The organism is Pseudomonas sp. NPDC090203 (assembly GCF_044746765.1).
Lineage (GTDB): Bacteria > Pseudomonadota > Gammaproteobacteria > Pseudomonadales > Pseudomonadaceae > Aquipseudomonas > Aquipseudomonas putida_AD.
The window spans coordinates 1-23,997 of sequence record NZ_JBIVCV010000024.1 but is presented as its reverse complement, the minus strand read 5'-3'; the positions used below and the strand labels follow the sequence as shown (position 1 = coordinate 23,997).

Genomic DNA, 23,997 nt, shown 5'->3' with positions numbered 1-23,997 from the left:
GTCGTCTTGATAGTCGCTATCGGCGGATGAAACAGTCTTCAGATTCGTAGGAGCGCGCTTGCCCGCGACCTGCGGTGTGTCAGTCACCATGGATGTGTATGACCCACCGCGGTCGCGGGCAAGCGCGCTCCTACAGGGTGACAATCCAGTCCCGTAGCAGCACGGCTTGCCGGCGGGAGCGGCGTGTCAGTCAGCCTGGATGGGTATGACCCACCGCGGTCGCGGGCAAGCGGGCTCCTACAGGGTGACGAACCCGTAACTACCTCAAACCAGCCAGTGCCACAGCAGCGACGTACCGATCAGCCCGACCACCGAGACGATGGTCTGCAGCACCGACCACACCCAGATCGTCTGCTTGAGCTGCAGCCCGAAGTACTCGCGAACCATCCAGAAGCCGGCGTCGTTGACGTGGCAGAAGAATACGGAGCCGGCACCGATCACCAGCGCCACCAGCGACGCTTCAACCGGCGCAAGCCCGGCCATCATTGGCGCCAGGATGCCTGCGGTGGTGGTGGTCGCCACGGTCGCCGAACCGGTTGCCTGACGCAGCGCCACGGCGATCAGCCAGGCCAGCAACAGGTACGGCATGTGCGCGCCTTCGGCCACTTTACTGATGGTCTGGCTGACACCGGCATCCAGCAGCGTCTGCTTCAGGCCGCCACCGGCACCGATGGTCAGCAGCAACACGGCGATCGGCGCCAGGCTCTTGCGCAGCGTGCCACCGACCTGCTCACGGGAAATGCCATTGGCCCAGCCCAGGCAAACCGTGGCCGCCAGCACCGCGATACCCAGCGCTACCAGCGGCTCGCCGAGGAATTTCAGGGTCAGCGCAACATTGCTCTCAGGCTCCATCGCCACCTTGGCCAGGGTGCTGCCCAGCATCAGAATCACTGGCAGCAGGATAATGAGCAGCGAAATGCCGAACCCCGGCTGGCGCGCGGCACTGGATTTGGCCGAGAACAGCTCACCCAGTTCGGCCGGCGCTTCGATGTGCAGGCGCTTGGACAGCCAGTTGCCGTACAAAGGACCGGCAAGGATCACCGCTGGCACCGCAACACACAGGCCCAGCAACATGGTCAGGCCAAGATCGGCGTGCAACGCGCTGACCGCAATCAGCGGCCCCGGATGCGGAGGCATCAGGGCGTGCAAGGTGGTCATGCCCGCCAGCGCCGGAATGGCGATCTTCAACAGCGGCAGGTTCGACTGGCGCGCCATGACGAAGATGATCGGCACCATCATCACCAGGCCCACCTCGAAGAACAGCGGTAGCCCGATGACCATCGCCACCAGGGCCATGACCCACGGCAGCGTCCGGCCCTTGCCCAGCCCCAGCAGCGTCGACGCAATGCGGTCCGCCGCGCCGGATTCGGCCATCAGGGCACCCAGCATCGCACCCAGCGCGATGATGATGCCGGCCTCTCCGAGGATCCCGCCCGCGCCTTTGCTGAAGGCCTTTGCAACCGCCTCCGCTGGCAGCCCTGCACCTATCCCTGCGATGAAAGTACCCACCAGAATCGACAGAAACGGCGGAAGTTTGGTGGCGCTGATCAGCACGATAATCGTGGCAATGGCGATCAGGCAGCAGATGATGAGCCGGGTGTCGTGCAACACCCAGGCAGCAGACGACAAATCCAAGCGGAACCCCTTATCGTTCGATTCTTATTGAAAGATGATCTGAAACAATTTGTTTCAGATGGCCGAACGATACCGGATGCGGCAAGACGTCGCAGTGATTTTTTAACAGAAACTGGCCGAAAAGCCCTGCCATTCATCCATTCATCTAAATGAATAGCGTCCGATACTGTAGGAGCGCGCTTGCCCGCGACGGCGGTGTGCCAGCACCAGGGATGTGTCTGGCCCACCGCTGTCGCGGGCAAGCGCGCTCCTACAGATCAAGCGGTTCTAGAACACTCGATCAACACATCGCGCAATGCCTGCGCCGCCGCCGACAATTTGTGATCGGCCAGGGTCATCAGGCCGATCCTGCGCTCGATGCGCGGCCCTTCCAGGGCAATGCAACGGGCGCCCAGCTCTTCCATCTGCTGAATGCACAACGAGGGCACCGCGCTCACCCCCAGGCCGTTGGCGACCATGCGCCCCACGGTCGACAACTGATGGCTTTCGAACGCCACTGATAATTTGCCGTGCTGGGTCTGCAGGTCCTGCTCCAGCAGCAGGCGCACTGCCGACGGCCGTTGCAGGGTGATGAAGTCGTGATGCAGCAGCTCGTCCCAGGTCACTTCGCCCTGCTCGGCCAAGGGCGAATCCACCGGCACGACGGCCACGAAGCGGTCCATGTAGAACGGCGTAAAGCTCAGGTTGTTGCTGGACTCCGGTTCAAAGCCGATGCCCAGTTCCACCCGCCTGTGATCCACCAGTTCCAGCACCTGCTCGTTGATGACGTCGTGCACTGCCACGTTGACCCTCGGGTAGCGCTCGCGGAACACCTTGAGCGCCACCGGCAGCAGGTTGCCGGCGAACGAGGGCATGGCGGCAATCGATACCTTGCCCGTCTGTAGGGTGAAGCGCTGGCGCAGCAGTTCTTCGGCGTTGTCCCAGTCCGCCAGCAGTTGCCGGGCCAGCGGCAACAGCGTCTCGCCTTCCGGCGTCAGGCTGACGCTGCGGGTGGTGCGGGTCAGCAACTGCCCGCCCAGGTCCTCTTCCAGCGCCTTGATGGTCAGGCTCAGCGCCGGTTGTGACAGGTGCAGCCGCTCACCGGCCTGAGCAAAGCTCAGACACTGGGCCACCGCGAGAAACGCCCGAAGCTGTTTAACGTTCATTTATTTATAGAACTTATGAATTCATGAAAAAAACAAAATTAACAAATCACTGAGGGAGAGAGAAGATGCGGTGAACGCTTTCCGACACGCCCTTGTCGGACACAACTACAAAGAAGGCGGAGATCGCACCATGGCCGGACTCGACAAACGAGTAGCAACGTACGAAGAGGCCCTCGCCGGGCTGACCGACAACATGACTGTACTGGCGGGCGGTTTCGGCCTGTGCGGTATCCCCGAAAACCTCATCGCCCACATCAAGCGCATGGGCGTGAAGGGTCTGACGGTGGTCTCCAACAACTGCGGCGTCGACGGTTTCGGCCTGGGCATCCTGCTGGAAGACCGGCAGATCCGCAAAATGATCGCCTCCTACGTCGGCGAGAACAAACTGTTCGAGGAGCAGTTGCTCAACGGCCAGCTGGAAGTCGAACTCACCCCCCAAGGCACCCTGGCCGAGAAAATGCGCGCAGGCGGTGCCGGCATCCCCGCGTTCTACACCGCCACCGGCTACGGCACCCCTGTCGCCGAAGGCAAGGAAACCCGCCAGTTCAACGGCCGCAACGTGATCCTGGAAGAAGCCATCACCGGCGACTTCGCCATCGTCAAGGGCTGGAAAGCCGACCATTTCGGCAACGTGGTCTACCGCCACACCGCGCAGAACTTCAACCCGGTTGCCGCCACCGCAGGCAAGATCACCGTGGTCGAGGTCGAGGAAATCGTCGAGCCGGGCGTGTTGCTGCCGACTGAAATCCACACCCCCGGCATCTATGTCGATCGGGTGATCCTGGGCACCTTCGAGAAACGCATCGAGCAGCGCACCGTCAGAAAAGCCTGACGCACCCCATCCGACATGGGCCACCGAACAGAATAAAAGAGACCCAAACCATGGCACTCTCCCGCGAACAAATGGCACAGCGCGTTGCGCGCGAACTGCAAGACGGCTTCTACGTGAACCTGGGCATCGGCATTCCGACCCTGGTCGCCAACTACGTTCCCGATGGCATCGACGTGATGCTGCAATCGGAAAACGGCCTGCTGGGCATGGGCGCGTTTCCCACCGAGGAAACTATCGATGCAGACATGATCAACGCCGGCAAACAGACCGTGACCGCCCGCGTCGGCGCCTCGATCTTCTCTTCGGCCGAATCCTTCGCCATGATCCGTGGCGGCCATGTGGACCTGACCGTGCTGGGCGCCTTCGAGGTCGATGTCGAGGGCAACATCGCCTCGTGGATGATCCCCGGCAAGCTGGTCAAAGGCATGGGCGGCGCGATGGACCTGGTGGCCGGTGCCGACAACATCATCGTCACCATGACCCACGCTTCGAAGGACGGCGAGTCCAAGCTGCTGTCGCGCTGCAGCCTGCCGCTGACCGGCGCCGGCTGCATCAAGAAGGTGCTGACTGATCTGGCCTACCTGGAAATCGAGAACGGCGCCTTCATCCTGCGCGAAACCGCGCCGGGCGTGAGCATCGAAGAGATCGTCGCCAAGACCGCCGGCAAGCTGATCGTGCCAGACGATGTGGTCGAGATGACGTTCTGATGAGTTCAGTTTCCCTGTAGGAGCGCGCTTGCCCGCGACGGCGCAGGTAGATTCAATATCTGCTTAGCTGACACACCGTCATCGCGGGCAAGCGCGCTCCTACAGAGGGCGCGCCTCCCGGATGTAACACCGCTATGCCAACCTGCCCCTTCAGCAATGAAGGGGCATTGCCGTATCTGGCGCGGCACCTTTTTCTGCATCACCGCCAACACATAAAAACAACTTAAACAGCACCTAAAATAACTCCAAGAGGTACAACACGTGGCCGCCGATATCGAAGAAAGCCGCTCCGCCCGATTTGCCCTGCGCTGCGCCAAATGGGCCGAGCGCTGGTTCCCTGACTCCTGGGTGTTCGCCGCCCTGGCCGTGGTCATCGTCACCCTGGCGACCCTGGTCATCGGCGCCAAACCCGCCGACACCGCCAAGGCCTTCGGCGATGGATTCTGGAGCCTGATCCCGTTCACCATGCAGATGGCCTTCGTGGTCATCGGCGGCTATGTCGTCGCCAGCTCCCCACCCGCCGTGAAGCTGATCGACCGCCTGGCACGCATTCCGAAAAACGGACGCTCGGCCGTGGCCTGGGTCGCGCTGATTTCCATGGTCGCGTCGCTGCTCAACTGGGGCCTTTCGCTGGTGTTCGGCGGCTTGCTGGTGCGCGCACTGGCCCGTCGCACGGACCTGAAGATGGACTATCGCGCCGCCGGTGCCGCTGCCTATCTGGGTCTGGGCGCTGTCTGGGCGCTGGGCCTGTCGTCGTCGGCTGCGCAACTGCAGGCCAACCCGGCCAGCCTGCCGCCGTCGATCCTGGCGATCACCGGCATGATCCCGTTCACCCAGACCATCTTCCTCTGGCAATCGGGCGTCATGCTGCTGGCGCTGGTGGTGGTCTCGATCATCGTCGCCTACGCCACTGCGCCCGGCCCGAACAGCGCCCGCGAAGCCAAGGACTGCGGTGTCGATCCTGCGTTCAGCATGCCGCCGCTGCCACCGCGCACTCGCCCTGGCGAGTGGCTGGAATACAGTCCGCTGTTGATCATTCTGATGGTCGTGCTGGCCTCCGGCTGGCTGTACAACGAGTTCACCACCAAGCCTGCGATCACCGCCATTTCCGGCCTGAACACCTATAACTTCCTGTTCATCATGGTTGGCGCATTGCTGCACTGGCGCCCACGCAGCTTCCTGGATGCCGTGGCCCGCGCCGTGCCCACCACCACGGGCGTGTTGATCCAGTTCCCGCTGTACGGCTCGATTGCCGCCCTGTTGACCACCGTCAAGGGCGGCGATGCCCAGACCGTCGCGCACCACATCTCGACCTTCTTCACCAGCATCGCGTCCCATGACACCTATGCGCTGTTGATGGGCGTGTATTCGGCGATCCTCGGCTTCTTCATTCCATCGGGTGGCGGCAAGTGGATCATCGAGGCGCCGTATGTGATGCAAGTGGCCAATGACCTGAAGTATCACCTGGGCTGGGCAGTGCAGATCTACAACGCTGCAGAAGCCCTGCCGAACCTGATCAACCCGTTCTACATGCTGCCGCTGCTGGGCGTGCTGGGCTTGAAGGCGCGGGACCTGATCGGCTTCTCCTTCGTGCAATTGCTGGTGCACACCCCGCTGGTGCTGTTCCTGCTGTGGGCACTGGGCACCACCCTGGCGTACCTGCCGCCAGTGATGCCGTAACCCGCTACGCCCCTCCGTAGCAGCACGGCTTGCCGGCGGGAGCGGTGTGACAGGCGACTTCTTCGTCACAGACACACCGCTCCCGCCGGCAAGCCGTGCTGCTACGGGTGTCATGTGGTCATGTGGTCATGTGGTCATGTGGTCATGTGGTCATGTGGTCATGTGGTCATGTGGACATGGTCCAGCAATGACTTGTAGTTGCGCTCCCTGTTCTCCCGGCACGCATTAACGAATGCCTTGACCAAAGGCGGTGTGGTGCCCTCAAGCGCGGCGCGCTCAGGCTGGAACAGCGTGGCGACGAAGAACGGATGCCCTTCCAACTCCATCGCGCGAATCTCGCCTTCCGGATCGTAGCCGCTTACCTTCAGCGGACCGGCAAACACCTCTTTCTCAAGCGCCTTGCGCAGGCCGTAGCGGCAACGGTAGCGCTCCTGGGTCTGCTCGCTGCCGTAGACTCCGGCGATGCGCGAACCGGGCACCAGGCGAATCGGCGCGAACGCCTCCACCAGCGAGCAACTGAGCTCGGTGATAATCGCCCGCTGCGACTCTGGCGCGGTCTCGGCGTGTTCGGCATCGGTCCAGCCTAGGCAATTGCGCGCGTATTCCAGCAGCGCGTGTTGAAATCCGCCACAGGTGCCGAGAAACGGGACCTGACGCTCGCGGGCGAAACGAATGGAGGTCAGCGCACCGTTCATGTCCCGATAGGGACTGGCGGGCACACACCAGATGCCGTCGAATGACTTGAGGACTTCGCCGCTGCCGACGGCCGGTGTCGGCAACCAGTCGAACTCGACGACCACCCCTGTCTCCCCCGCCACTCGGTCCAGCGCCACCGGAATGGCCAGGTGGGCGGCCACCTGCGAGTCGTAGTCACCTACCAATGCGATGCGAATTGCCTGCTTGTCTTGCATGTCTGCTCCCTGAAATCAAAACGCTTTGCTGAACGTGCGACGGCGACTATAAGCTTGTGTCCATGCAATCAAAATGGGCGTTCAAGCAAGTGATCCATGCAGCTACGCAATATCGAATCTGCCACGCGGACCTGTCGCTGATCCTCGCGCTGGTGCGGGGCAGAACCCTGGCCCGCGCCGCCGAACAGCTCAAGGTCGATGTCTCCACGGTGTTTCGTGCAGTACGGCGCCTGGAGAAATCCCTGGGCACCGCGTTGTTCGAGAAAAGCCGCGCCGGGTATCGCCCCACCAGCGCAGCGCTGCTGCTGTCGCAACAGGCCGAGACTGCCGAGCAGGCGCTGGCATTGGCGCAAATCGCCCTGGAACAGGACCGGGAAACCGTCAGCGGCAGCGTTCGCCTGACCTGCACCGAAGCGGTGTTGCAGAGCCTGTTGCTGCCAGCCTTGACGCGCTTCATGCCGGACTATCCGGCCCTGCGTCTGGAACTGAATACGTCCGACACCTTCGCCAATCTCAGCCGTCGCGACGCCGACATCGCGCTGCGCCTGACCGACGCACCGCCCCAGCATCTTGTAGGCACGCGCCTGGGCACGGTGTCGTACCGGGTCTATGCCAGCGCCCAGTACCTGCAACATTGCGAGCACAGCGACCTTGCCAGGATGGTCTGGGTCGCCCCGGATGATTTCCTGCCCGATCACCCGACGGTTGTCTGGCGCCGTCAGCAATGGCCGCAGGTCAACCCCGGCTACCGCTGCAGCTCGATGCAGACCGTGGCGCAGATGGTGCGGGCGGGAATGGGCGTGGCGGCGTTGCCGGACTTCATGCTGCGGGCGGGCGAACTGCAACCGCTGGGTGAGCCTCTGCAAGGCTGCGACACGCAACTGTGGCTGCTCACCCGCCCCGATTGCCGGGCATTGCGCTCGGTGTCGGCGTTGTTCAGCGAGTTGACCAACGCGATTGACTTATAGGCGGCGTTCGCGCCGAAACTGCCCCGGCGGCATGCCGTGGGCCTTGCGAAAACGCCGTGAGAAATAGGCCTCGTCGGTGAAGCCGCAGACCTGGGCGATATGGCTCAGGGGTTTGTCGCTGTTCATCAATTGCGTGCGCGCAAGGCGCATGCGCCGCTCCAGCACCAGCTCGGAAAAGGTGTTGCCGGTTTCCTTGCGCAGCAGGTGGGTCAGGTAGTTCGGGGACAGAAAAGCCGCCGCCGCTGCATCGGTCAGGGTCATGGCCGGGTCGGCGATGTGTTCGCGAATGTAGACCATGACTCGCCCCATCGCGTCGCGCCGCCCTCTTCGCTCGGCCTTGTCCTGGGAAAGCGCCAGCAAATGCGGCTCGAACAGGTTGCAGACCTTGCCGATCAACTGCAGCAGATAGCCCCGCAGAATCGCCGCGCAACCCAACTGACGGGTGCGGTCCGCTTCGCGCATCAGGTCCAGCAGCACCGTTACCTCGGCGAAATCGGCGTCGCTCAGTATGAAGTCCAGATGCTCCTGAAACCGGAACGGCGCAAGCTCCGGGCAGTCGGTCAGGGAGACGTCCTCAAGGTCCATCGGATCGCACTGCACATGTTGCAGCAGGAACTCCTGGGCGAAATTGATCAGCACGAAATTGCCGTCTTCGGGATGGGGAATCACATGCAGCCGGTGCGGCAGGATGAAGGCCAGGGTGTTGCGGGGAAACGGCCGGATCGCACCGCCGATGTGCTGCACGGTGTCGCCACCGAGGTTGATCTGGATCTGGAAATATTCGTGACGATGGGGCGAGGTCAGCGCCGGACGGGCCGACTTGTCACGGATGTAGAAATCCATGCGGTCGCTGCGCTGCTGCATGCCATAGGTCTGGATGCGGGGGGTGTTCGCCATCGCTTGAGGCCTGAAAAAAACACAAGCTTCAAGCTTTAAGCCGCGAGCTGCAAGCTAAAAGCCGCCTGGCGCTGGCTTGAGACTTGTAGCTTGCGGCTTGCGGCTTGCGGCTTGCGGCTTTAGTCGATGGTCAGGCTCAGCTCGGCGATGCCTTCAATGCCGGCGGTGACCACATCACCGCGCTGCAACGCGCCTACACCCGCTGGCGTGCCGGTGTAGATCAGGTCGCCGGCTTTCACGCCCACCGATTGCGACAGGTAGGCAATCACATCCTTGACCGCCCAGATCTGATCGGCCAGGTCACCGCGCTGGCGAGCTTCTCCGTTGACGTCGAGCCAGATCGAGCCGCTTTCAGGGTGGCCGACCTTGCTCACCGGCAGCAACGCGGTGGCCGGTGCCGAGGCGTCGAACGCCTTGGCCCATTCCCATGGACGGCCCATTTTCTTGGCCTGGGCCTGCAAGTCGCGACGGGTCAGGTCCAGGCCAACGCCGTAGCCCCAGACATGGCTCAGTGCGTCTTCAGGCTGGATATCCACGCCGTCCTTGCCGATCGCCACCACCAGTTCGATCTCGTGGTGCAGGTCGGCGGTCAACGGCGGATAGGGAATGCTACCTTGCGCGGGGACCACGGCGTCGGCGGGTTTGGCAAAGAAGAACGGCGGTTCGCGATCCGGATCATGGCCCATTTCACGGGCGTGCTCGGAGTAGTTGCGGCCCACGCAGAATACCCGGCGGATCGGGAAGCGGCTGGAAGTGCCCGCCACCGCCAGCGATGGCGTGGCGACCGGTGCGATGACGAATTCGCTCATGGTCATGTCCTCGAATGAAAGGTGTTCGACATGGACACAGTGTGCAGACTCGCCAACGCGCCGGGTTGGACAGATCCCGTCAGGTTTTGGACGAAACAAAGGTCTGTCAATCTACGCTGGCCTGCGTAGCAGCACGGCTTGCCGGCGGGAGCGGTGTGTCAGTGAATATATCCGCTCCTGACACACCGCGACCGCCGGCAAGCCGTGCTGCTACGGGATGTGGATGCGTGCTGCTTAGCCACGGCCCACGAACGGCATGCTGCTGGCCATGACCGTCATGTTCAGCACGTTCGCCGACAACGGCAGTGAGGCCATGTAGCTCACCGCATCGGCCACGTGCTGCACATTCATGGTCGGCTCGACCATCAGGCTGCCGTCCGTCTGGGGTACGCCCTTGGTCATGCGGTCAGTCATGTCGGTCAGCGCGTTGCCGATGTCGATCTGGCCGCAGGCGACGTTGTACTGGCGCCCGTCCAGCGAAGTGCTTTTGGTCAGGCCCAGCACTGCGTGCTTGCTGGAGGTGTAGGGCGAGCTGAACAGGCGTGGCGTGTGGGAAGAGATCGACCCGTTGTTGATGATCCGCCCGCCTTGGGGCACCTGCCGGCGCATCAGGCCGAATGCCCCGCGCACGCACAGGAACATGCCGGTGACGTTGGTATCGATCACGTTCTGCCACTGCTCCACCGACAGTTCATCCATCGGCACTGCAGGGGCGCCGATCCCGGCGTTGTTGAACGACACATCCAGGCGGCCATAGGTACTCTCGATCTTGTCGAACAGCGCCTGTACGCTGGCGGCATCACGCACGTCGGTGGACACCGCCAGCGCCTGGCGGCCCGCGGCCTTCGCCTGCTCGGCCAACTTCACCAGCGGCTCCAGACGACGACCCGCCAGCACCACGGCATAGCCGTCATCCAGCAATTTCAGCGCCACCGCACGGCCAATGCCGCTCCCGGCACCGGTGACCAGCGCGACTTTCAATGCAGACATGAGAACCTCCTGTTGTTATTGGAATGTTGAAAAACAATCTTGACCCGTAGCAGCACGGCTTGCCGGCGGGAGCGGTGTGTCAGTGACACATTTATCGCCTGACACACCGCCCCGCCAGCAAGCTGCGCTGCTACAGGCCCTCAGGCATAAACCGGCGTCAGCACCGGTTTGCCCGCATAGAACGCCAGCAGGTTGTCAGCCACCCGCTGCACCGTGGCGCGAGAGGCCTCCGGCGAGAGACCGCCCACATGGGGCGTGAGCACCACATTGCCCAGCGACTTCAAGACATCGGGCACCTGGGGTTCATCGTCGAACACATCCAGCGCCGCCCCGGCCAGACGACCGTGCTGCAAGGCATCCACCAGCGCCCCAGTGTCTACCACGCTGGCACGGGCGATATTCACCAGAAACCCCTCCTCGCCCAGCGCGTCGATGGCCGCCCTATCGATCAGGTGCGCAGTGCCACTGCCACCGGGCGTGGCCACGATCAGGAAATCCGACTCGGCCGCCAGCGCCTGCGGCGTCGCGCAATAGCGGAAATCCACGTCTGTGCGCGGCGTACGGTTGTGATAAGCGATCTGCATGTCGAACGCCGCAGCGCGCCTGGCAATCGCCAGGCCGACCGCGCCCAGGCCGAGAATCCCGATCGTCTTGCTGGTAAAGGAAGGCCGCGTCACCTTGCGCCACTCACCACGCCGCACCGATGCATCGGCCAGGGGAATGTCGCGCACCAGCGACAACAGCAAGGCCAGCGCATGGTCGGCCACGGTCGGCGCATTGACCCCGGCGCCATTGGTCACGGTAATGCCCCGCGCCTGGGCGGCAGGCAAGTCCACCTGCTCGTACCCCGCGCCCAGCACGCAGATGATCCCGAGCCCTGGCAACGCCGCCATCTCCGCCGCCGTCAGCCCCAGCGGACCACGGGTCAACACCGCGTCGATCTCTCCGCCCCGGGTCGCCACCGCCTCGGCCCGGGTCGCCGGTGTCGGCGCCAGGATCAGGCGAAAACCTGCGTCCTCCAGAATCGGCAAATACTCGTTCACACTTTCCACCAGCACCAGAACCGTCTTCACCATCATCACGTCCCGAAATTTGCAGAGGGACAGACAGTAGCGCGAGTTAGAGCGGTTGTGCAGGGGTTCCCGGGAAAATGGATGGGTAATGCATCCTCTCTTCGACAACAGCAGGTCAAATCTTGTAGCAGCTACAACATGGCCCGTTCGCCGAAATTACGTTCAACTCGCTGTGCGGTGTAGGCGATTTCCGAAACTTCATGCAAGTGCACTTTGGTAGTCGCCAGTACGCAACACAGAGCGTAGACTCCAAAACCTAACGGATGGGTTATTGAATGAAGGTATGCAGTCATAAAGGTTATTTGGTCGCATTCTTCACCAGGGATGAGCACTGCCCTCCTCACGTTCATGTGGGAACCAGCGAATGGGATGCCAGGTTTCTGTTCAGCTTTTGGCATAACGGCATCCGCCTATGGGACGTAACGCCGGCCAAGAACGGGCCTTGCACGCGGATACTGGAGGAGTTGCGTCAGGTGATCAAACGCCGCGCCAACTTGCGCAGGGCCCGGGAATGCTGGTGGGCAAGCCAGCAAACCTTGTGTCTGGACAATCAGGCCTGGGATCTGGAAATCGGCGAGGTGGTGGCTCCCCGCTACGGACGATTGAGTGCATCACCCATTCTTTGCGCTCTATTCGACGCCAGAAGCTACAAAACACAATTGCACTTGGCGGGCTACTGCACGCCGTTGGAGATAGAGTTATGAAACCCGTGAAAGCTCGCGAACACGATGACGACATCGTCGACCATGCCGCTCTCGAGCAGGCGACTGAACTGGGCCGCACACGCGGCGTCTTGCGCGCCGTCACCCTGCAGTTCATGGGTTCGTTGAATGCCTACGCCATTGGCTTTGCAGATCAGACCGCGCTACTGCTTCCAGTCGCTAACTATCCGGAGCTTCGCAATCTGTCGGTTCAAGAGCTTGAACAGATGGAGCTGGGCTTTGGAGGAAGCGCGCTGTGCCTTGAATCCCGTGACCTGCACATATCCGTCGCCGGGATGATCTCGGCCAGCGAATCATTGATGGCGATGGCGGCGAGTGTCGTTGCCTCGCGCAACGGTCGACGCAGCACTGAGGCAAAAACCAAAGCGTCGAGGGCCAACGGTTTGAAAGGCGGCCGTCCACGCAAGGTGATCGTGGCCCCATAACCTGCATCACCCCTGAAATCGATTCCCGCCATTCTTCTTCGCGCTGTACATCGCCTCATCGGCGTGGCGGAACAGTTGCGCGAGGTCGGTTGCGTTCTCGGGGTAGTTGGCGATGCCGATGCTGGGCAGGATCTGCCAGTCGTGGCCCTTGAGGACCATTGGCACGTTGAGGGTCTTGCAGATCTTGTCGGCGACCTTGCCGGAATCTTCGAGGCTGTTGACGCGATCGAGCAGGATGACGAACTCGTCTCCGCCGATGCGGGCGACGGTGTCTGTCTCGCGCACGCATTGTTTGAGGCGGTGCGCGACTTCCTGCAACAGCAGGTCGCCTGCGGCGTGGCCGAGGGTGTCGTTGACCAGCTTGAATTTGTCCAGGTCCAGATACAACAGCGCCATGCGACCCTTGCTGTTCTTTGCCCGCTCAAGGGATTGCAGCAAACGCTCGTGAAGGAGCATGCGATTGGGCAACTGCGTCAGTTGATCGTACTGCGCCATGCTTTTGAGACGTTCGTAGAGTTGCTTGCGCTCGATGGCCGCAGCGACCTGGGTGGAGACGAACTGCAGCGACTCCTTGTCACGCTCGTCATACGGCGGACAATCGGTGTGACTCTTGACCAGCAGTGCGCCGATGATGCCGTGCTGGGTTTCCAGCGGCGCACCCAGCCAGGAAAACACGTCGTCTGCCGTGCGCTGCCTGAGGTAATCGGGCACGCCATCGTCGCTCTGCCGGGGCCCGGAACCTGAAGCCAGCAACAGGGTTTTCCCGCTGCTGGCCACTTCTGTTGCCAATGCGTCAGCCATAGGCCGTTGCAACGAAGGGTCCTGTTCGTCGACGTGGTAAGGAAAGTTCAGCAGGCCACTGTATTTATCCTTCAAGGCGACGAAGAAGTTGCGCGCCGGCAGCAGATCGCCGATGACGCCATGAATGTCCTTGAACAGCGCCGACAGGTCACTGGCGACGTGGGCCGCCTCCGAGATGCGAAACAGCGCGGTGCGCATCGATTCGGCGCGCTTGCGCTCGGTGATGTCCCGGGCCACGGCGATGCGCAGCTTGTGATCCTGCGACCAGCGCGCTGACCACATGATGTGGACGATGCGCCCGTCCTTGCGCACATAGCGGTTCTCGAATCCGAGGTTGGGTTGCCCGGCCATGATCTCGCCTGCCGCCGCAAGAGTGCGCTCCTGGTCATCGGGATGCACCAGCTCGATCATCCTGCGCCCGATCAGCTCCTGTGGCAGATAACCGAAGATCCGCTCCGCCGCCGCGCTGACAAAGACATACCGCCCTTCCGCGTCGACCACGCAGATGGCGTCCAGCAACATGTCGACAAATCCCGTAAGCGCCGCGTAAGTGTTTGTTTCCATGCGAAAAGCACTACCTGCATTAGCCAACGTTCACGCTTTCGAGAGAGGTAGGTCATAAAAAATGACCTAACCTGCGGTCATAGTGCCCAAACCCGATGCGTTCGGCCATCTGCCGATTGAGCACTTGAACGAATCATGCACAAAAAGGAACGAGAGCTTATGTTCAAAGGAATCAGTAGAACGTTGAGCACCGCCGCACTGGCCGGTGCGCTGTTGTCTTCGGGACTGGCCGGTGCCGCCGATGCGCCGGGCAAGGCGCTGGCGGCGAAAATCGGCGTGCCGTGGCCTGCGGTCATCGCCCATCGCGGCGCCTCGTTCGATGCCCCTGAAGAAACCGTGCCCTCCTACACCCTGGCTCGCGAACTGGGCGCGGACTATCTGGAGATGGACATCCAGCGTACCAAAGACGGTGTCCTGATCGCGCTGCACGACGACACTCTGGAGAGGACCACCAACATCGCCCAGGTCTACCCCGACCGGGTGAAGGATCCGCTGAGCAGCTTCACCCTTGAAGAAATCAAGCGCCTGGATGCCGGCTCATGGTTCAACAAGGCCCATCCGGATCGCGCCCGCGCCAGCTACGCGGGGTTGAAGATCCTGACGCTGGACGAGGTGATCGATATCGCCGAGGGCGGCAAGAACAAGCCTGGCCTGTACATCGAAACCAAGGTGCCGGCGCAGTTTCCCGGTATCGAGGAAGACTTGAAGAACAAACTCGCGCAACGTGGCTGGCTGAGCCAGCGTCCGGCGGCCGAGAAAGGCCATGTGAACGTTGCACACATGCCGGGGCGCGTGGTGTTGCAGACCTTTGAAAAGCCAAGCCTTGAACTGCTGCACAAAGCCATGCCGGACACGCCCAAGGTGCTGTTGCTGTGGCTGGGCGACGGCTATATCCCGGCAGCATCCGACAAGAGCTTCAAGGACTCGGGGGCCAAGGACAAGGCGGCGTTCTACGCGACGCAACAGGTCAAGTCCAAGGAGGATTTCGCGGCGTGGATGGATTGGGCCAAGGCCCATGGCGCGGTGGGCACAGGCCCTGCGGCAGCCCTGAAGAATGGCGGTGACCAGAGCTACATGGACCTGGTGCAGCCATGGATGAACAAGATGGCCCACGACCGCGGCATGATCATCCACCCCTACACCGTGGACGATGCCGTGGACTTCAAGGCCATCAGCGAGCGCGGTGTCGACGGTTTCTTCACCAACCGCGCTTCGGAGTTGTTGAAGTTCTACGGGCGGCCTTCGAAGGAGAGCAAGGAGTCGATCCTCAAGCGGATCGGCTACTGAGCCCTGACCTCTCAACCCCGTAGCAGCACGGCTTGCCGGCGGGAGCGGTGTGTCAGTGACGCATTCGTCGCCTGACACACCGCTGAGCCTGTAGGAGCGCGCTTGCCCGCGACAGCAGAGTGTCAGCCACCCTTGCAATGTCAGTTAAAACCCGTCGCGGGCAAGCGCGCTCCTACAAGGGGATCGCAGCCTTACGCCAGTTGCGCAACCACTTCGGCCAGCGCCTTGGCAGGATCGGCCGCCTGGCTGATCGGGCGGCCGATGACCAGGTAGTCGGAGCCGGCGTCCAGTGCCTGGCGCGGGGTCAGGATGCGGCGCTGGTCGTCCTGAACGCTGCCAGCCGGGCGGATACCTGGGGTCACCAGTTGCAGCGACGGGTGCGCAGCCTTGAGCGCCTGGGCTTCCAGGGCCGAGCACACCAGGCCGTCCATACCGGCCTTCTGCGCCAGTGCCGCCAGGCGCAGCACCTGCTCCTGCGGCTCGATGTCCAGGCCGATGCCGGCCAGATCCTCACGTTCCATGCTGGTCAGCACGGTCACGCCGATCAGCAATGGCTTGGCGCCGGTGCGCTGGTCCAGCACGTCGCGACAGGCCGCCATCATGCGCAGACCGCCGGAGCAGTGCACGTTGACCATCCACACGCCCATCTCGGCCGCAGCCTTGACCGCCATGGCGGTGGTGTTGGGGATGTCATGGAATTTGAGGTCCAGGAATACCTCGAAACCCTTGTCATTCAAGGTTTCGACGATGCCTGACGCGCTGCTGGTGAACAGCTCCTTGCCCACTTTGACCCGGCACAGTTTCGGATCGAGCTGGTCTGCCAGCTTCAACGCCGCTTCGCGGGTCGGGAAATCCAGGGCAACGATGATGGGGGTCTGGCAGGCGGACATGAGCGGGTTCTCTGGCAAGTCGAAATCGGCGCGCATTGTAGCTGAACATGTCCCGGCGCGGGACCCGGTGATCGGCAACTCCATGGTAAAACCCCGCAATGCCTGAAACGGGGCCTGCCGAAGCATCATCACGGTACTCGCCCGACCGGGCATCTCATACAATGGAACCTGTGGGCAGCGCCATTGCTCAAAGCTTTATCACAATAAGGAGTGAGCATCATGCCCTGGTACGCGTGGTTGATACTGGTCGTTGCAATAGGCTCGATCGTCGGTGGTTTGCTGATGCTCAAGGATTCAGCGAAAAAACTTCCCCTGACCGAAGAACAACTCAAGCGAGTTCATGAGCGCAATGCCGAAATGGATGCCAAGGAAGCTCGCGACCGCTGATGACTGCGGGCGGAGCCAAAGGCGCCGCCCGTTCCCCTTCAATCCCGACCTTCATCCATATCCAGCGCCACGGCGTGGTGGCTGGCCTGTGGCGTGACGGCGATGCGAAACGGCTGGAAAATCCTGAACATCTGGCCGTTTTCCCGCAACTGACGCAGCAGATCGCTGAACCGCTCCCCCGTGATCGGCGCGCCCGGCCGCAACAGCGTGAAATGGCGATACACCTGATCCACCTTGTCCGACGCCATGAACTGGTTGGCATCCTGCGGGTTGTTCGCCAGGAAGGTGCTCAGGTACGAGCGCGTGACCAGGGCGATGTCCGCCCGATCCCGTAGCACCATCGCAAGATTGCTGTCGTGAGAATAGGTCAGCGTGGCGTTGTAGTGCTCGGCGAGAAATTTGGGGTCGGCGTTGAAGTCGGCGAAGGCGTAGTGATACCCGCTGAACAGCGCCAGCCGCTTGCCGCGCAAGTCGTCGAAGTAGCTCTGGGTGCGGCCTGCGCCACGATGGGCGACGAAGATTTCCGCGTCTTCCAGGCCCATGTCGACATCTTCGTGGGGAATGTCTTTCCAGCCCCAGCCAGGGTTCTCGAAGATCGCCATGTCGAAGCGCGCCTGCTGAAAATCCCGGAAACGACGAGGAATGGAGGTGGGTACCATCTCGAAACGGTATTCACTCTGCATGGCGTTCAGGGCGCTGACCATCTGCGGCAGCAAACCGGTGTCTTCGCCGCGCTCGGGGCGAATGGTGTACGGCGGAAAATGCGCCGCGCCAATGCGCACGACCTGCGCCGCGCTCGCCTGCCAGGCGCACAGGGTGGTCGTGACCAGCAGCAGCGTTTTCAGAGCCATCCGCATTGGCATAGACATCAAGACAGAACACTCCCGACGAATCGAAGTACGTAAGCTATGCGTTTGAAAACAATTAGACAACGGTCAAACAACGCGAAGTCCGATTTATTCTTGATATGAATGCCCCGCAACCAAGGGCTGCGCCCGGAGCGCATCGCTTGAGCATCGCGGCGGGAATACGCAAGCCATTCCCGGCTCCGCCATCCCGGAAAAAAACACTTACAAAATCGCCGGACGCGCCGCAATTTATGCCCTGCAAGCCAGGCAGGCAAGCGGCTGGTGGAACATTCCCGACGGTCGTGCGGTAAAAATCCGCAGCACCGCGCAAACCATCGGCCTTCCTGTGAGTCTGATTGAGCAGCTACGCTCCATGGCGGTGCCACGGATTTGAGACTGGAGTTGCACATGCCCCACTGGCTGGTGATAGACCTGGAGGCCACCACCGAAGAGGGCGGATGGCCGGTGGCAGAGATGGAAATCATTGAGATCGGCGCCTGCGTGGTCAATTCGGACGGGCGGGAGGTCGATCATTTCGAGCGTTTCGTGCGTCCGGTCAGGCGGCCATTGCTGACCCCGTTCTGCCGCGAGCTGACCCATATCCAGCAGGCGCAGATCGACACCGCCCAGCCTTTGCCAGCCATCTGGCCGCAATTCGAGCGCTGGCTGGGCAATCATCGCAGCCGGCTGCAGGGCTGGGTCAGTTGGGGTGACTACGATCGTCAGCAGTTCGAACTGCAATGGCAGCAGCATCAGTTGGTCAGCGAGTTGAGCGGCCTCTCGCACATCAACCTCAAGCAGCGCTTCGCCAAGGCGCGGCATCTACAGAAACCCTGCGGCCTGAACACTGCCCTGCAACTGGCGGGCATGCATTTCAGCGGCCAGCAACACCGGGCACTGACCGATGCGCGCAACACCGCAAGACTTTTGCCGCTGGTGATTCCGGCCTGAAGTGACGCATTTATCAAAGCGGATGACGTCCTTTTATACGTTGGGCATACTGTCCGGCCTTTTTCAGCCCTTTCCAAGGAATCCGCCATGTTCAAGGTCAACGAATATTTCGACGGCACCGTCAAGTCCATCGCCTTCCAGCAAGCCGATGGCGCAGCCACTATCGGTGTCATGGCGCCAGGGAAGTACAACTTCGGCACCGCCGACCGCGAGATCATGCACGTGGTGTCCGGCTCGCTGAAAGTCCTGCTGCCAGGCAGCAACGATTGGGAAATCTTTAACGCGGGCGACCAGTTCCGTGTACCGGCCAACAGCAAGTTCGACCTGGAAGTGAGCGTCGAAACCGCTTACCTGTGCGAGTACCGCAAGGACTGACACCCTCTTCCTGTCGCCGCCCGGCCGGGTGGCGCTCCGCTTGCTGGCGGTGGCGACTGCAAGTACGCCAACGCCGGCAAGCCGTGCTGCTACACACGCTCATTCGCAGGGCCCATCGCATTGAATTGCAACGCCGCCAGTCGCGCATACAGCGCATTGCTGGCAATCAGTTGCTGATGCGTGCCCACCGCCACCAGCCGCCCCTGATCCATCACCGCAATCCGGTCGGCGTTCTGCACCGTGGCCAGACGGTGGGCGATCACCAGGGTCGTGCGGTCCTTCATCAAGGTAGGCAAGGCCTGCTGAATCAGATGCTCGCTCTGGGCATCCAGCGCACTCGTGGCCTCGTCGAGCAGCAGAACCGGTGCATCGGCCAGCAGCGCCCGGGCAATGGCCAGGCGCTGGCGCTGCCCGCCTGAAAGCCCCATCCCGCCATCGCCCAGGTGAGTCTGATACCCCTGGGGCAACAGCTCGATGAACTCGTGGGCATGGGCGATCCGCGCCGCAGCCTGAATCTGCTCAAGGCTGGCATCCGGGCGGCCATAGCGAATGTTGTCCTCGACGCTGCCGAAGAACAGCGCCGGCGTCTGGGATACCCAGGCGAAACAGCGGCGCAGGTCCAGTGGATCGAGACGCTCGACCGGCAAGCCCTCGATGCGCACCTGCCCCTGTTGCGGATCGTAGAAACGCAGCAGCAGATCGAACAGCGTCGACTTGCCCGCCCCCGACGGCCCGACCAGCGCCAGGGTTTCGCCGGGCTCGATGGTCAGCGTCAGGTCCTCTACGGCATTGCGCTCGGGCCGCGACGGGTAAGCGAAGCTGACGTTCGCAAGCTCCAGCCGCCCACTGACCCGCTGCGGCAGCACCAGGACATCCTCGGCAGGCGGGGTGATTTCACTGCGCGCCTGCAGCAGTTCGGTGATGCGTTCTGCCGCGCCTGCCGCCCGTTGCAGCTCCCCGATCACTTCGCTGAGGGTGCCGAACGCGCTGCCGACGATCAGGCTGTAGAACACGAAGGCTGCCAGTTCACCGCCGGAAATGCGCCCGGCAATGACATCCATGCCACCTACCCAGAGCATCACCGCCACCGCGCCAAGCACCAGCACGATGACCAGGGTGATCAGCCACGAACGCTGCAGGATCCGCTTGCGCGCCGTGTCGAACGCGTCTTCGGCGGTCTGCCCGAAGCGCTGCCGGTCCTGGGCCTGATGGTTGTAGGCCTGCACCGTCTTGATCTGGCCCAGGGCCTCGGAGACATAGCTGCCGACATCCGCGACCCGGTCCTGGCTCTCCCGCGACAGGCTGCGCACCCGCCGCCCGAAGATCAGGATCGGCGCCACCACCAGCGGCAACGCGATCACCACGATACTGGTCAGCTTGGGGTTGGTGAAAAACAGCAGAATCACCCCGCCGATCACCATCAGCGCGTTGCGCAGAAACATCGACAGCGACGAGCCGATCACCGATTGCAACAGCGTGGTGTCGGCGGTCAGGCGTGACTGGATCTCCGAGCTGCGGTTGTTTTCGTAGAAGCCGGGATGCAGGCTGACCAGGTGATCGAACACCTGCTTGCGCAGATCGGCCACCACCCGTTCGCCGATCCACGACACCAGGTAAAAACGGGCGAAGGTGCCCACTGCCAGCGCCAGGATCAGCAACATGAACAGGCCGATGGTTTCGTTGAGCAGGGTCGGCGAGCGGGTCATGAATCCCTGATCGACCATTAGCCGGATGCCCTGCCCCATGGACAACGTGATGGCCGCCGTGACGATCAACGCCACCAGCGCGCCGATGGCCTGCCTGCGATAAGGCGCGAGCATGCGCATGGCCAGACGAATGGCGTGACGCTGACGCCCTGATAACACTGCTGCCATGAAATACACCTGATAGACGGCTCGAATGGCAGAGCCTACACCGCTCGTCACCTGCACGCTCGTCGAGATGCGCTGAACTCGGGGCGGCACAGCCAGTCAGGTAAAAGGTGCCCGCGCAGCACCCGCGGATGTCACGGGGTGGTCATCAAGCGTGGATACCGTAAAACGCACAACCTGATGAGGAGAGAGGCCCATGAGCTTGCAGCAGAGCAGTCACGAACCCGTCGTACGCCCTCAACCGGAGTTTCAACTGGGAGGCGCGATTCTTGACAAGGACGGAAAGGAAGTCCTGATTACTGAAGAGATGGTTCAGGCCGCATGTCAGGAATGCGAAAAGTACTGGGTCAAACCTGAAAAACAAGACTGATGAACAGACTTACTTGAAACCCGGCGCCATTGCCGGGTTTTTTATGGGCGTTTTAAACATCCTGCAATAAACAAGGGCTGCTAACTGCTTGCCCTACCCACCTCCTTGCGATTACGTCCCCGGCTTATCAGTCAATCGACTCAATCCAAGGAAGATCGTCATGCCCGCTACACATTACAGCTACACGCCCAAAGAAATGGACGCCGCCTACGAAACACTGGAAGCGAGCCTATTCAAAGTCAAGCGGGACATTGGGGAGGATAACCTGCCCGCGCCGAAGATCCTGGTGGTTGCCGGGGTTCAGGGCTCCGGCAAGACCTACATGCTCAATAACACGCTGCTCAAGGATGGCGGTTACGACAATTACGTGCGTCTGTACAAGGAGAGCTTCAGGGAACTTCACCCGCGTTATGCCGAATTCGCCAATCAGGACGTTCTCAGCCGCTACAAGCACACCGAAACGTTTATCTGGGAGTTGTGTGCGCGTATTTTCGCCTACGCCCATGAAAACAAGTACAACATCATCCTGGAAACGGCGCTGGACACCAAGGCGTTCGCGACCGTCATCAACGGCAAGGAACTGGCCGATTACCAGTTCGACGTGCATCTGATCGGCTGCAAGAAGGACTTCGTCCACCTGTCCACCATCAAGCGCGCGCTCGACGCCCTTGAGCAAGGCACGCTGGAGCGCTTTGTCGATGTCGCGACCATCGAGGCCAGCCTGGAGAACGCCGAGGCAATCCTCAATGCCTTCGAGGCAGCCTGCATGCGTGTCAGCGGATCGACCATCAGCATGTACGAACGCGGGTTCGGCGAGCTGAAAAACCGCCGGCTGCTGTGCCGCAGCCGCTGCGATCACATCAACAGCCTCACGCCGCTGGAGTTTCTCGACGAAACGGGCCAGCCCATCACTCTGGAACGGCAGATCCGACGCATCGAACGAAGCGAGCTGCTGCCCGTGCCTTGCAGCTTCGCCAATTTCATCGAGATGACCCATGCACCGGTCGTAGGCGACAATGACCGCCGCGAGGCCTGGGAGAGCGCCTACCGCGCCTTGGGCCGCATGCGTGGATTCTGGCAGCAGATCCCGTCGCGCCTGCCCGAGACGCTGTGGGGCTATATCAAGAAGTACACCCGGTAATCACTCGTCGACCAGCACTGCGCCGAGGGCCTGAACGATCTGCATCAGTGCAGCCGATTGCCCCTTGATATCCACGTGCAGGCCTTCGATTTCCCGGCGCGGCGGATAGTGTTTGCGCAGGGCATCGAAGGCCAGCTTCTGCTGGGTGGCATCGGGGACCAGGCTGCGTCGGAAGTCGGCGTCGTCACGGCGTGGATCGTAGACACCGCGACAGAGCATGTTCAGCGCCCAGACCGGATCGGTCTCGGCGTCCAGGGTCACCTGGGCCAGCCATTGCCGAGGCAGCAGGTCCTCCAGGCGAATGGCCGCAGGCTGGCCCAGGTGCTCGCACAGCGCCTGGTAGATCTGCGCCGTGCCGCGCTGGCGGCCGTCGAGGCTGTAGCCGGCGATGTGCGGGGTGCCGATGACGCAGAGTTCGGCGAGGTCCGGATCCACCAGGGGTTCTTTTTCCCAGACATCCAGCACCGCTTGCAGGTCTTCACGCTCGAGCAGCACTTCGCGCAGGGCCAGGTTGTCGATGATCGGCCCGCGTGCGGCGTTGATCAGCCATGTGCCTTGCTTGAGGCCTTGCAGGCGGCTGCGGTCAAACAGGTGCCACGTCGGCGACTCGCCGATCTTGTTCAGAGGGGTGTGCAGGCTGATGACGTCGCAGCGAGCGATGATTTCGTCGAGGCTGACGTAGTCACCCCCTTCGGCGGCCTGACGGGGCGGATCGCAGACCAGCACGTTCCAGCCCAGGCCGCGCAGCACCTTGATCAGCCGACCACCCACCTGCCCGTCACCCACGACGCCGTAGGTGCGCGTGGCCAGATTGGCGCCTTCGATTTCAGCCAGGGTCAGCAGGCTGCCCAGCACGTAATCCACCACACCCCGGGCATTGCAGCCTGGTGCGCTGGACCACTGGATGCCCGCTTGCTTGAGATATTCCAGGTCGAGGTGATCGGTGCCGATGGTGCAGGTGCCGACGAAACGCACCGGGGTGCCTTCGAGCAGTTCGCGGGTCACCTGGGTCACCGAGCGCACCAGCAGGATGTCGGCGTCGGCGACGGCAGCGCGGTCAAGGGTGCGGCCGGGGTAGCGGTGGATTTCACCGAAACCCTGGAAGAAGGCGTCGAGCAGTGGAATGTTTTCGTCAGCAACTATGCGCATGGTGGGCTCCCTGGAGTCGCGGCAGTGTAGGCGCTGACGGGTGAGGGAGCCAGCCCGAAGACGCAAGCCGGGCCGGGTCAGCCCTGTTTCTTGCGAATCCAGTACAGGAAGACGCCGTCGCCGATCTGTTTGTCGACCAGTTCGTGGTCGAGAAACACGCAGAACTTGGGGATGTCGCGCTGGGTGGACGGGTCGGTGGCGATGACTTTGAGCAGGCCGCCGGCCGGCAGGTCGCGGACTTTCTGGTGCAGCATCATCACCGGCTCAGGGCAATTGAGGCCGGTGGCGTCGAGGACGGCGTCGACGGCAAGGCTTTCGAGGGAATCAGACATGGGGCACTCCGGAAACTGGTGGGCATTGTCGCTTAAATGGTGGTAGGCGGGTAGATCTGATCATCTGTTAACGGCGCTTGTGACGCTCCGCGTCGCGGGTGACTTTTGAATTGGGGGCTTATCCGTTGTCGCGGTGGCTGGGCTTTAGGGTTTCGCCCCTTACGGGCGACCTACTTTCTTTCGGGAAAGTAGGCAAACCATTTGCTCCTGGCTGGGGTCCTTCGGACTTCCCTCGAC

Annotated in this window: 25 protein-coding genes; 12 read left to right on the top strand and 13 right to left on the bottom strand. The window is 62.1% G+C overall.

Annotated elements, in window-relative coordinates; genetic code table 11:
- Positions 1-264: 264 nt before the first annotated feature.
- Together ACIPO9_RS27480 and ACIPO9_RS27475 are read right to left on the bottom strand one after the other, a co-directional pair.
- Positions 265-1,635, bottom strand: coding sequence for a gluconate:H+ symporter (locus ACIPO9_RS27480; protein WP_400784471.1), 1,371 nt, complete (start codon positions 1,633-1,635; stop codon positions 265-267).
- 257 nt (positions 1,636-1,892) lie between these two features.
- Positions 1,893-2,780, bottom strand: a complete 888-nt coding sequence (locus ACIPO9_RS27475; RefSeq protein ID WP_400784469.1) for a LysR family transcriptional regulator — start codon at positions 2,778-2,780, stop codon at positions 1,893-1,895.
- Between the two features lie 130 nt (positions 2,781-2,910).
- On the opposite strand from ACIPO9_RS27475, the gene ACIPO9_RS27470 reads away from it, so the two are divergent.
- The 3 genes from ACIPO9_RS27470 (at position 2,911) to ACIPO9_RS27460 (ending at position 5,999) form a co-directional block, all read left to right on the top strand.
- Positions 2,911-3,612, top strand: a complete 702-nt coding sequence (locus tag ACIPO9_RS27470) for a CoA transferase subunit A (protein WP_274133516.1) — start codon at positions 2,911-2,913, stop codon at positions 3,610-3,612.
- 50 nt (positions 3,613-3,662) lie between these two features.
- Positions 3,663-4,319, top strand: a complete 657-nt coding sequence (locus ACIPO9_RS27465; protein WP_274133517.1) for a CoA transferase subunit B — start codon at positions 3,663-3,665, stop codon at positions 4,317-4,319.
- Positions 4,320-4,580: 261 nt separating this feature from the next.
- A complete protein-coding gene (locus ACIPO9_RS27460; protein WP_274133518.1) occupies positions 4,581-5,999 on the top strand; it encodes a short-chain fatty acid transporter in 1,419 nt (472 codons plus the stop codon).
- Between the two features lie 158 nt (positions 6,000-6,157).
- Here ACIPO9_RS27460 and ACIPO9_RS27455 read toward each other — a convergent pair whose 3' ends face one another.
- Entirely contained in the window at positions 6,158-6,910 is a 753-nt protein-coding gene (locus ACIPO9_RS27455) for a CTP synthase (RefSeq protein ID WP_400784468.1), read from the bottom strand.
- 62 nt (positions 6,911-6,972) lie between these two features.
- Between ACIPO9_RS27455 and ACIPO9_RS27450 the strand changes: the two genes are divergently transcribed.
- On the top strand, positions 6,973-7,878 hold the full coding sequence (locus ACIPO9_RS27450) for a LysR family transcriptional regulator (RefSeq protein WP_400784467.1): 906 nt from the start codon (positions 6,973-6,975) through the stop codon (positions 7,876-7,878).
- Here ACIPO9_RS27450 and ACIPO9_RS27445 read toward each other — a convergent pair.
- The 4 genes from ACIPO9_RS27445 to ACIPO9_RS27430 form a co-directional block, all read right to left on the bottom strand.
- Positions 7,873-8,775 (bottom strand): helix-turn-helix transcriptional regulator, encoded by a 903-nt coding sequence (locus ACIPO9_RS27445; RefSeq protein WP_400784466.1) that lies wholly within the window; start codon positions 8,773-8,775, stop codon positions 7,873-7,875. The genes ACIPO9_RS27450 and ACIPO9_RS27445 overlap by 6 nt on opposite strands.
- A 119-nt stretch (positions 8,776-8,894) precedes the next feature.
- Positions 8,895-9,584, bottom strand: coding sequence for a fumarylacetoacetate hydrolase family protein (locus ACIPO9_RS27440; RefSeq protein ID WP_400784465.1), 690 nt, complete (start codon positions 9,582-9,584; stop codon positions 8,895-8,897).
- Between the two features lie 234 nt (positions 9,585-9,818).
- The gene (locus tag ACIPO9_RS27435; protein ID WP_400784464.1) at positions 9,819-10,574 is read right to left on the bottom strand and encodes an SDR family oxidoreductase; all 756 of its coding nucleotides are present in this window, start codon (positions 10,572-10,574) and stop codon (positions 9,819-9,821) included.
- Positions 10,575-10,714: 140 nt separating this feature from the next.
- Positions 10,715-11,647, bottom strand: a complete 933-nt coding sequence (locus ACIPO9_RS27430) for a 2-hydroxyacid dehydrogenase (RefSeq protein WP_400784482.1) — start codon at positions 11,645-11,647, stop codon at positions 10,715-10,717.
- 275 nt (positions 11,648-11,922) lie between these two features.
- Here ACIPO9_RS27430 and ACIPO9_RS27425 point away from each other — a divergent pair, with 275 nt between their 5' ends.
- Positions 11,923-12,351 carry a DUF4160 domain-containing protein gene (locus tag ACIPO9_RS27425; protein ID WP_400784463.1) on the top strand — a complete coding sequence of 143 codons (429 nt, stop codon included), beginning with the start codon at positions 11,923-11,925 and terminating at the stop codon, positions 12,349-12,351.
- Positions 12,348-12,794 (top strand): DUF2442 domain-containing protein, encoded by a 447-nt coding sequence (locus ACIPO9_RS27420; RefSeq protein WP_400784461.1) that lies wholly within the window; start codon positions 12,348-12,350, stop codon positions 12,792-12,794. The genes ACIPO9_RS27425 and ACIPO9_RS27420 overlap by 4 nt, the downstream gene beginning before the upstream one ends.
- Before the next feature lie 6 nt (positions 12,795-12,800).
- Here the strand turns inward: ACIPO9_RS27420 and ACIPO9_RS27415 are convergent, their stop codons facing one another.
- Positions 12,801-14,159 (bottom strand): diguanylate cyclase domain-containing protein, encoded by a 1,359-nt coding sequence (locus ACIPO9_RS27415; RefSeq protein WP_400784459.1) that lies wholly within the window; start codon positions 14,157-14,159, stop codon positions 12,801-12,803.
- A 159-nt stretch (positions 14,160-14,318) separates the two neighbouring features.
- On the opposite strand from ACIPO9_RS27415, the gene ACIPO9_RS27410 reads away from it, so the two are divergent.
- Positions 14,319-15,446: a glycerophosphodiester phosphodiesterase gene (locus ACIPO9_RS27410; RefSeq protein WP_274133527.1), complete on the top strand. Its 1,128-nt coding sequence runs from the start codon at positions 14,319-14,321 to the stop codon at positions 15,444-15,446.
- 191 nt (positions 15,447-15,637) lie between these two features.
- On the opposite strand, the gene pyrF is transcribed toward ACIPO9_RS27410, so the two are convergent.
- Complete coding sequence (gene pyrF / locus ACIPO9_RS27405; RefSeq protein WP_400784457.1) at positions 15,638-16,336, bottom strand: orotidine-5'-phosphate decarboxylase; 699 nt, start codon at positions 16,334-16,336, stop codon at positions 15,638-15,640.
- Positions 16,337-16,555: 219 nt separating this feature from the next.
- On the opposite strand from pyrF, the gene ACIPO9_RS27400 reads away from it, so the two are divergent.
- Complete coding sequence (locus tag ACIPO9_RS27400; RefSeq protein WP_093469957.1) at positions 16,556-16,723, top strand: DUF2897 family protein; 168 nt, start codon at positions 16,556-16,558, stop codon at positions 16,721-16,723.
- A gap of 38 nt (positions 16,724-16,761) precedes the next feature.
- On the opposite strand, the gene ACIPO9_RS27395 is transcribed toward ACIPO9_RS27400, so the two are convergent.
- Positions 16,762-17,592 carry a substrate-binding periplasmic protein gene (locus ACIPO9_RS27395; protein WP_400784456.1) on the bottom strand — a complete coding sequence of 277 codons (831 nt, stop codon included), beginning with the start codon at positions 17,590-17,592 and terminating at the stop codon, positions 16,762-16,764.
- Positions 17,593-17,979: 387 nt separating this feature from the next.
- Here ACIPO9_RS27395 and ACIPO9_RS27390 point away from each other — a divergent pair, with 387 nt between their 5' ends.
- The gene (locus tag ACIPO9_RS27390; RefSeq protein WP_400609584.1) at positions 17,980-18,522 is read left to right on the top strand and encodes an exonuclease domain-containing protein; all 543 of its coding nucleotides are present in this window, start codon (positions 17,980-17,982) and stop codon (positions 18,520-18,522) included.
- A gap of 87 nt (positions 18,523-18,609) precedes the next feature.
- Entirely contained in the window at positions 18,610-18,897 is a 288-nt protein-coding gene (locus ACIPO9_RS27385) for a pyrimidine/purine nucleoside phosphorylase (RefSeq protein ID WP_400784454.1), read from the top strand.
- An 89-nt stretch (positions 18,898-18,986) separates the two neighbouring features.
- Here the strand turns inward: ACIPO9_RS27385 and ACIPO9_RS27380 are convergent, their stop codons facing one another.
- On the bottom strand, positions 18,987-20,771 hold the full coding sequence (locus tag ACIPO9_RS27380) for an ABC transporter transmembrane domain-containing protein (RefSeq protein ID WP_400784453.1): 1,785 nt from the start codon (positions 20,769-20,771) through the stop codon (positions 18,987-18,989).
- A 193-nt stretch (positions 20,772-20,964) separates the two neighbouring features.
- Between ACIPO9_RS27380 and ACIPO9_RS27375 the strand changes: the two genes are divergently transcribed.
- Positions 20,965-21,138, top strand: coding sequence for a PA1571 family protein (locus ACIPO9_RS27375; protein WP_274133533.1), 174 nt, complete (start codon positions 20,965-20,967; stop codon positions 21,136-21,138).
- 160 nt (positions 21,139-21,298) lie between these two features.
- Positions 21,299-22,279, top strand: a complete 981-nt coding sequence (locus tag ACIPO9_RS27370; protein ID WP_400784451.1) for a zeta toxin family protein — start codon at positions 21,299-21,301, stop codon at positions 22,277-22,279.
- On the opposite strand, the gene pdxB is transcribed toward ACIPO9_RS27370, so the two are convergent.
- Together pdxB and tusA are read right to left on the bottom strand one after the other, a co-directional pair.
- On the bottom strand, positions 22,280-23,428 hold the full coding sequence (pdxB, locus tag ACIPO9_RS27365) for a 4-phosphoerythronate dehydrogenase PdxB (protein ID WP_400784449.1): 1,149 nt from the start codon (positions 23,426-23,428) through the stop codon (positions 22,280-22,282). It abuts the gene before it with no gap.
- Positions 23,429-23,505: 77 nt separating this feature from the next.
- Positions 23,506-23,760 (bottom strand): sulfurtransferase TusA, encoded by a 255-nt coding sequence (tusA, locus tag ACIPO9_RS27360; protein WP_400784448.1) that lies wholly within the window; start codon positions 23,758-23,760, stop codon positions 23,506-23,508.
- Positions 23,761-23,997 lie beyond the last annotated feature (237 nt).

Coding starts and splice junctions, on each gene's coding strand:
- ACIPO9_RS27475 (WP_400784469.1), bottom strand. CDS start 2,780: ATGAACGTTAAACAGCTTCGGGCGTTTCTCGCGGTGGCCCAGTGTCTG.
- ACIPO9_RS27470 (WP_274133516.1), top strand. CDS start 2,911: ATGGCCGGACTCGACAAACGAGTAGCAACGTACGAAGAGGCCCTCGCC.
- ACIPO9_RS27465 (WP_274133517.1), top strand. CDS start 3,663: ATGGCACTCTCCCGCGAACAAATGGCACAGCGCGTTGCGCGCGAACTG.
- ACIPO9_RS27455 (WP_400784468.1), bottom strand. CDS start 6,910: ATGCAAGACAAGCAGGCAATTCGCATCGCATTGGTAGGTGACTACGAC.
- ACIPO9_RS27450 (WP_400784467.1), top strand. CDS start 6,973: ATGCAATCAAAATGGGCGTTCAAGCAAGTGATCCATGCAGCTACGCAA.
- ACIPO9_RS27445 (WP_400784466.1), bottom strand. CDS start 8,775: ATGGCGAACACCCCCCGCATCCAGACCTATGGCATGCAGCAGCGCAGC.
- ACIPO9_RS27440 (WP_400784465.1), bottom strand. CDS start 9,584: ATGAGCGAATTCGTCATCGCACCGGTCGCCACGCCATCGCTGGCGGTG.
- ACIPO9_RS27435 (WP_400784464.1), bottom strand. CDS start 10,574: ATGTCTGCATTGAAAGTCGCGCTGGTCACCGGTGCCGGGAGCGGCATT.
- ACIPO9_RS27425 (WP_400784463.1), top strand. CDS start 11,923: ATGAAGGTATGCAGTCATAAAGGTTATTTGGTCGCATTCTTCACCAGG.
- ACIPO9_RS27420 (WP_400784461.1), top strand. CDS start 12,348: ATGAAACCCGTGAAAGCTCGCGAACACGATGACGACATCGTCGACCAT.
- ACIPO9_RS27415 (WP_400784459.1), bottom strand. CDS start 14,159: ATGGAAACAAACACTTACGCGGCGCTTACGGGATTTGTCGACATGTTG.
- ACIPO9_RS27410 (WP_274133527.1), top strand. CDS start 14,319: ATGTTCAAAGGAATCAGTAGAACGTTGAGCACCGCCGCACTGGCCGGT.
- pyrF (WP_400784457.1), bottom strand. CDS start 16,336: ATGTCCGCCTGCCAGACCCCCATCATCGTTGCCCTGGATTTCCCGACC.
- ACIPO9_RS27400 (WP_093469957.1), top strand. CDS start 16,556: ATGCCCTGGTACGCGTGGTTGATACTGGTCGTTGCAATAGGCTCGATC.
- ACIPO9_RS27395 (WP_400784456.1), bottom strand. CDS start 17,592: ATGTCTATGCCAATGCGGATGGCTCTGAAAACGCTGCTGCTGGTCACG.
- ACIPO9_RS27390 (WP_400609584.1), top strand. CDS start 17,980: ATGCCCCACTGGCTGGTGATAGACCTGGAGGCCACCACCGAAGAGGGC.
- ACIPO9_RS27385 (WP_400784454.1), top strand. CDS start 18,610: ATGTTCAAGGTCAACGAATATTTCGACGGCACCGTCAAGTCCATCGCC.
- ACIPO9_RS27380 (WP_400784453.1), bottom strand. CDS start 20,771: ATGGCAGCAGTGTTATCAGGGCGTCAGCGTCACGCCATTCGTCTGGCC.
- ACIPO9_RS27375 (WP_274133533.1), top strand. CDS start 20,965: ATGAGCTTGCAGCAGAGCAGTCACGAACCCGTCGTACGCCCTCAACCG.
- ACIPO9_RS27370 (WP_400784451.1), top strand. CDS start 21,299: ATGCCCGCTACACATTACAGCTACACGCCCAAAGAAATGGACGCCGCC.
- pdxB (WP_400784449.1), bottom strand. CDS start 23,428: ATGCGCATAGTTGCTGACGAAAACATTCCACTGCTCGACGCCTTCTTC.
- tusA (WP_400784448.1), bottom strand. CDS start 23,760: ATGTCTGATTCCCTCGAAAGCCTTGCCGTCGACGCCGTCCTCGACGCC.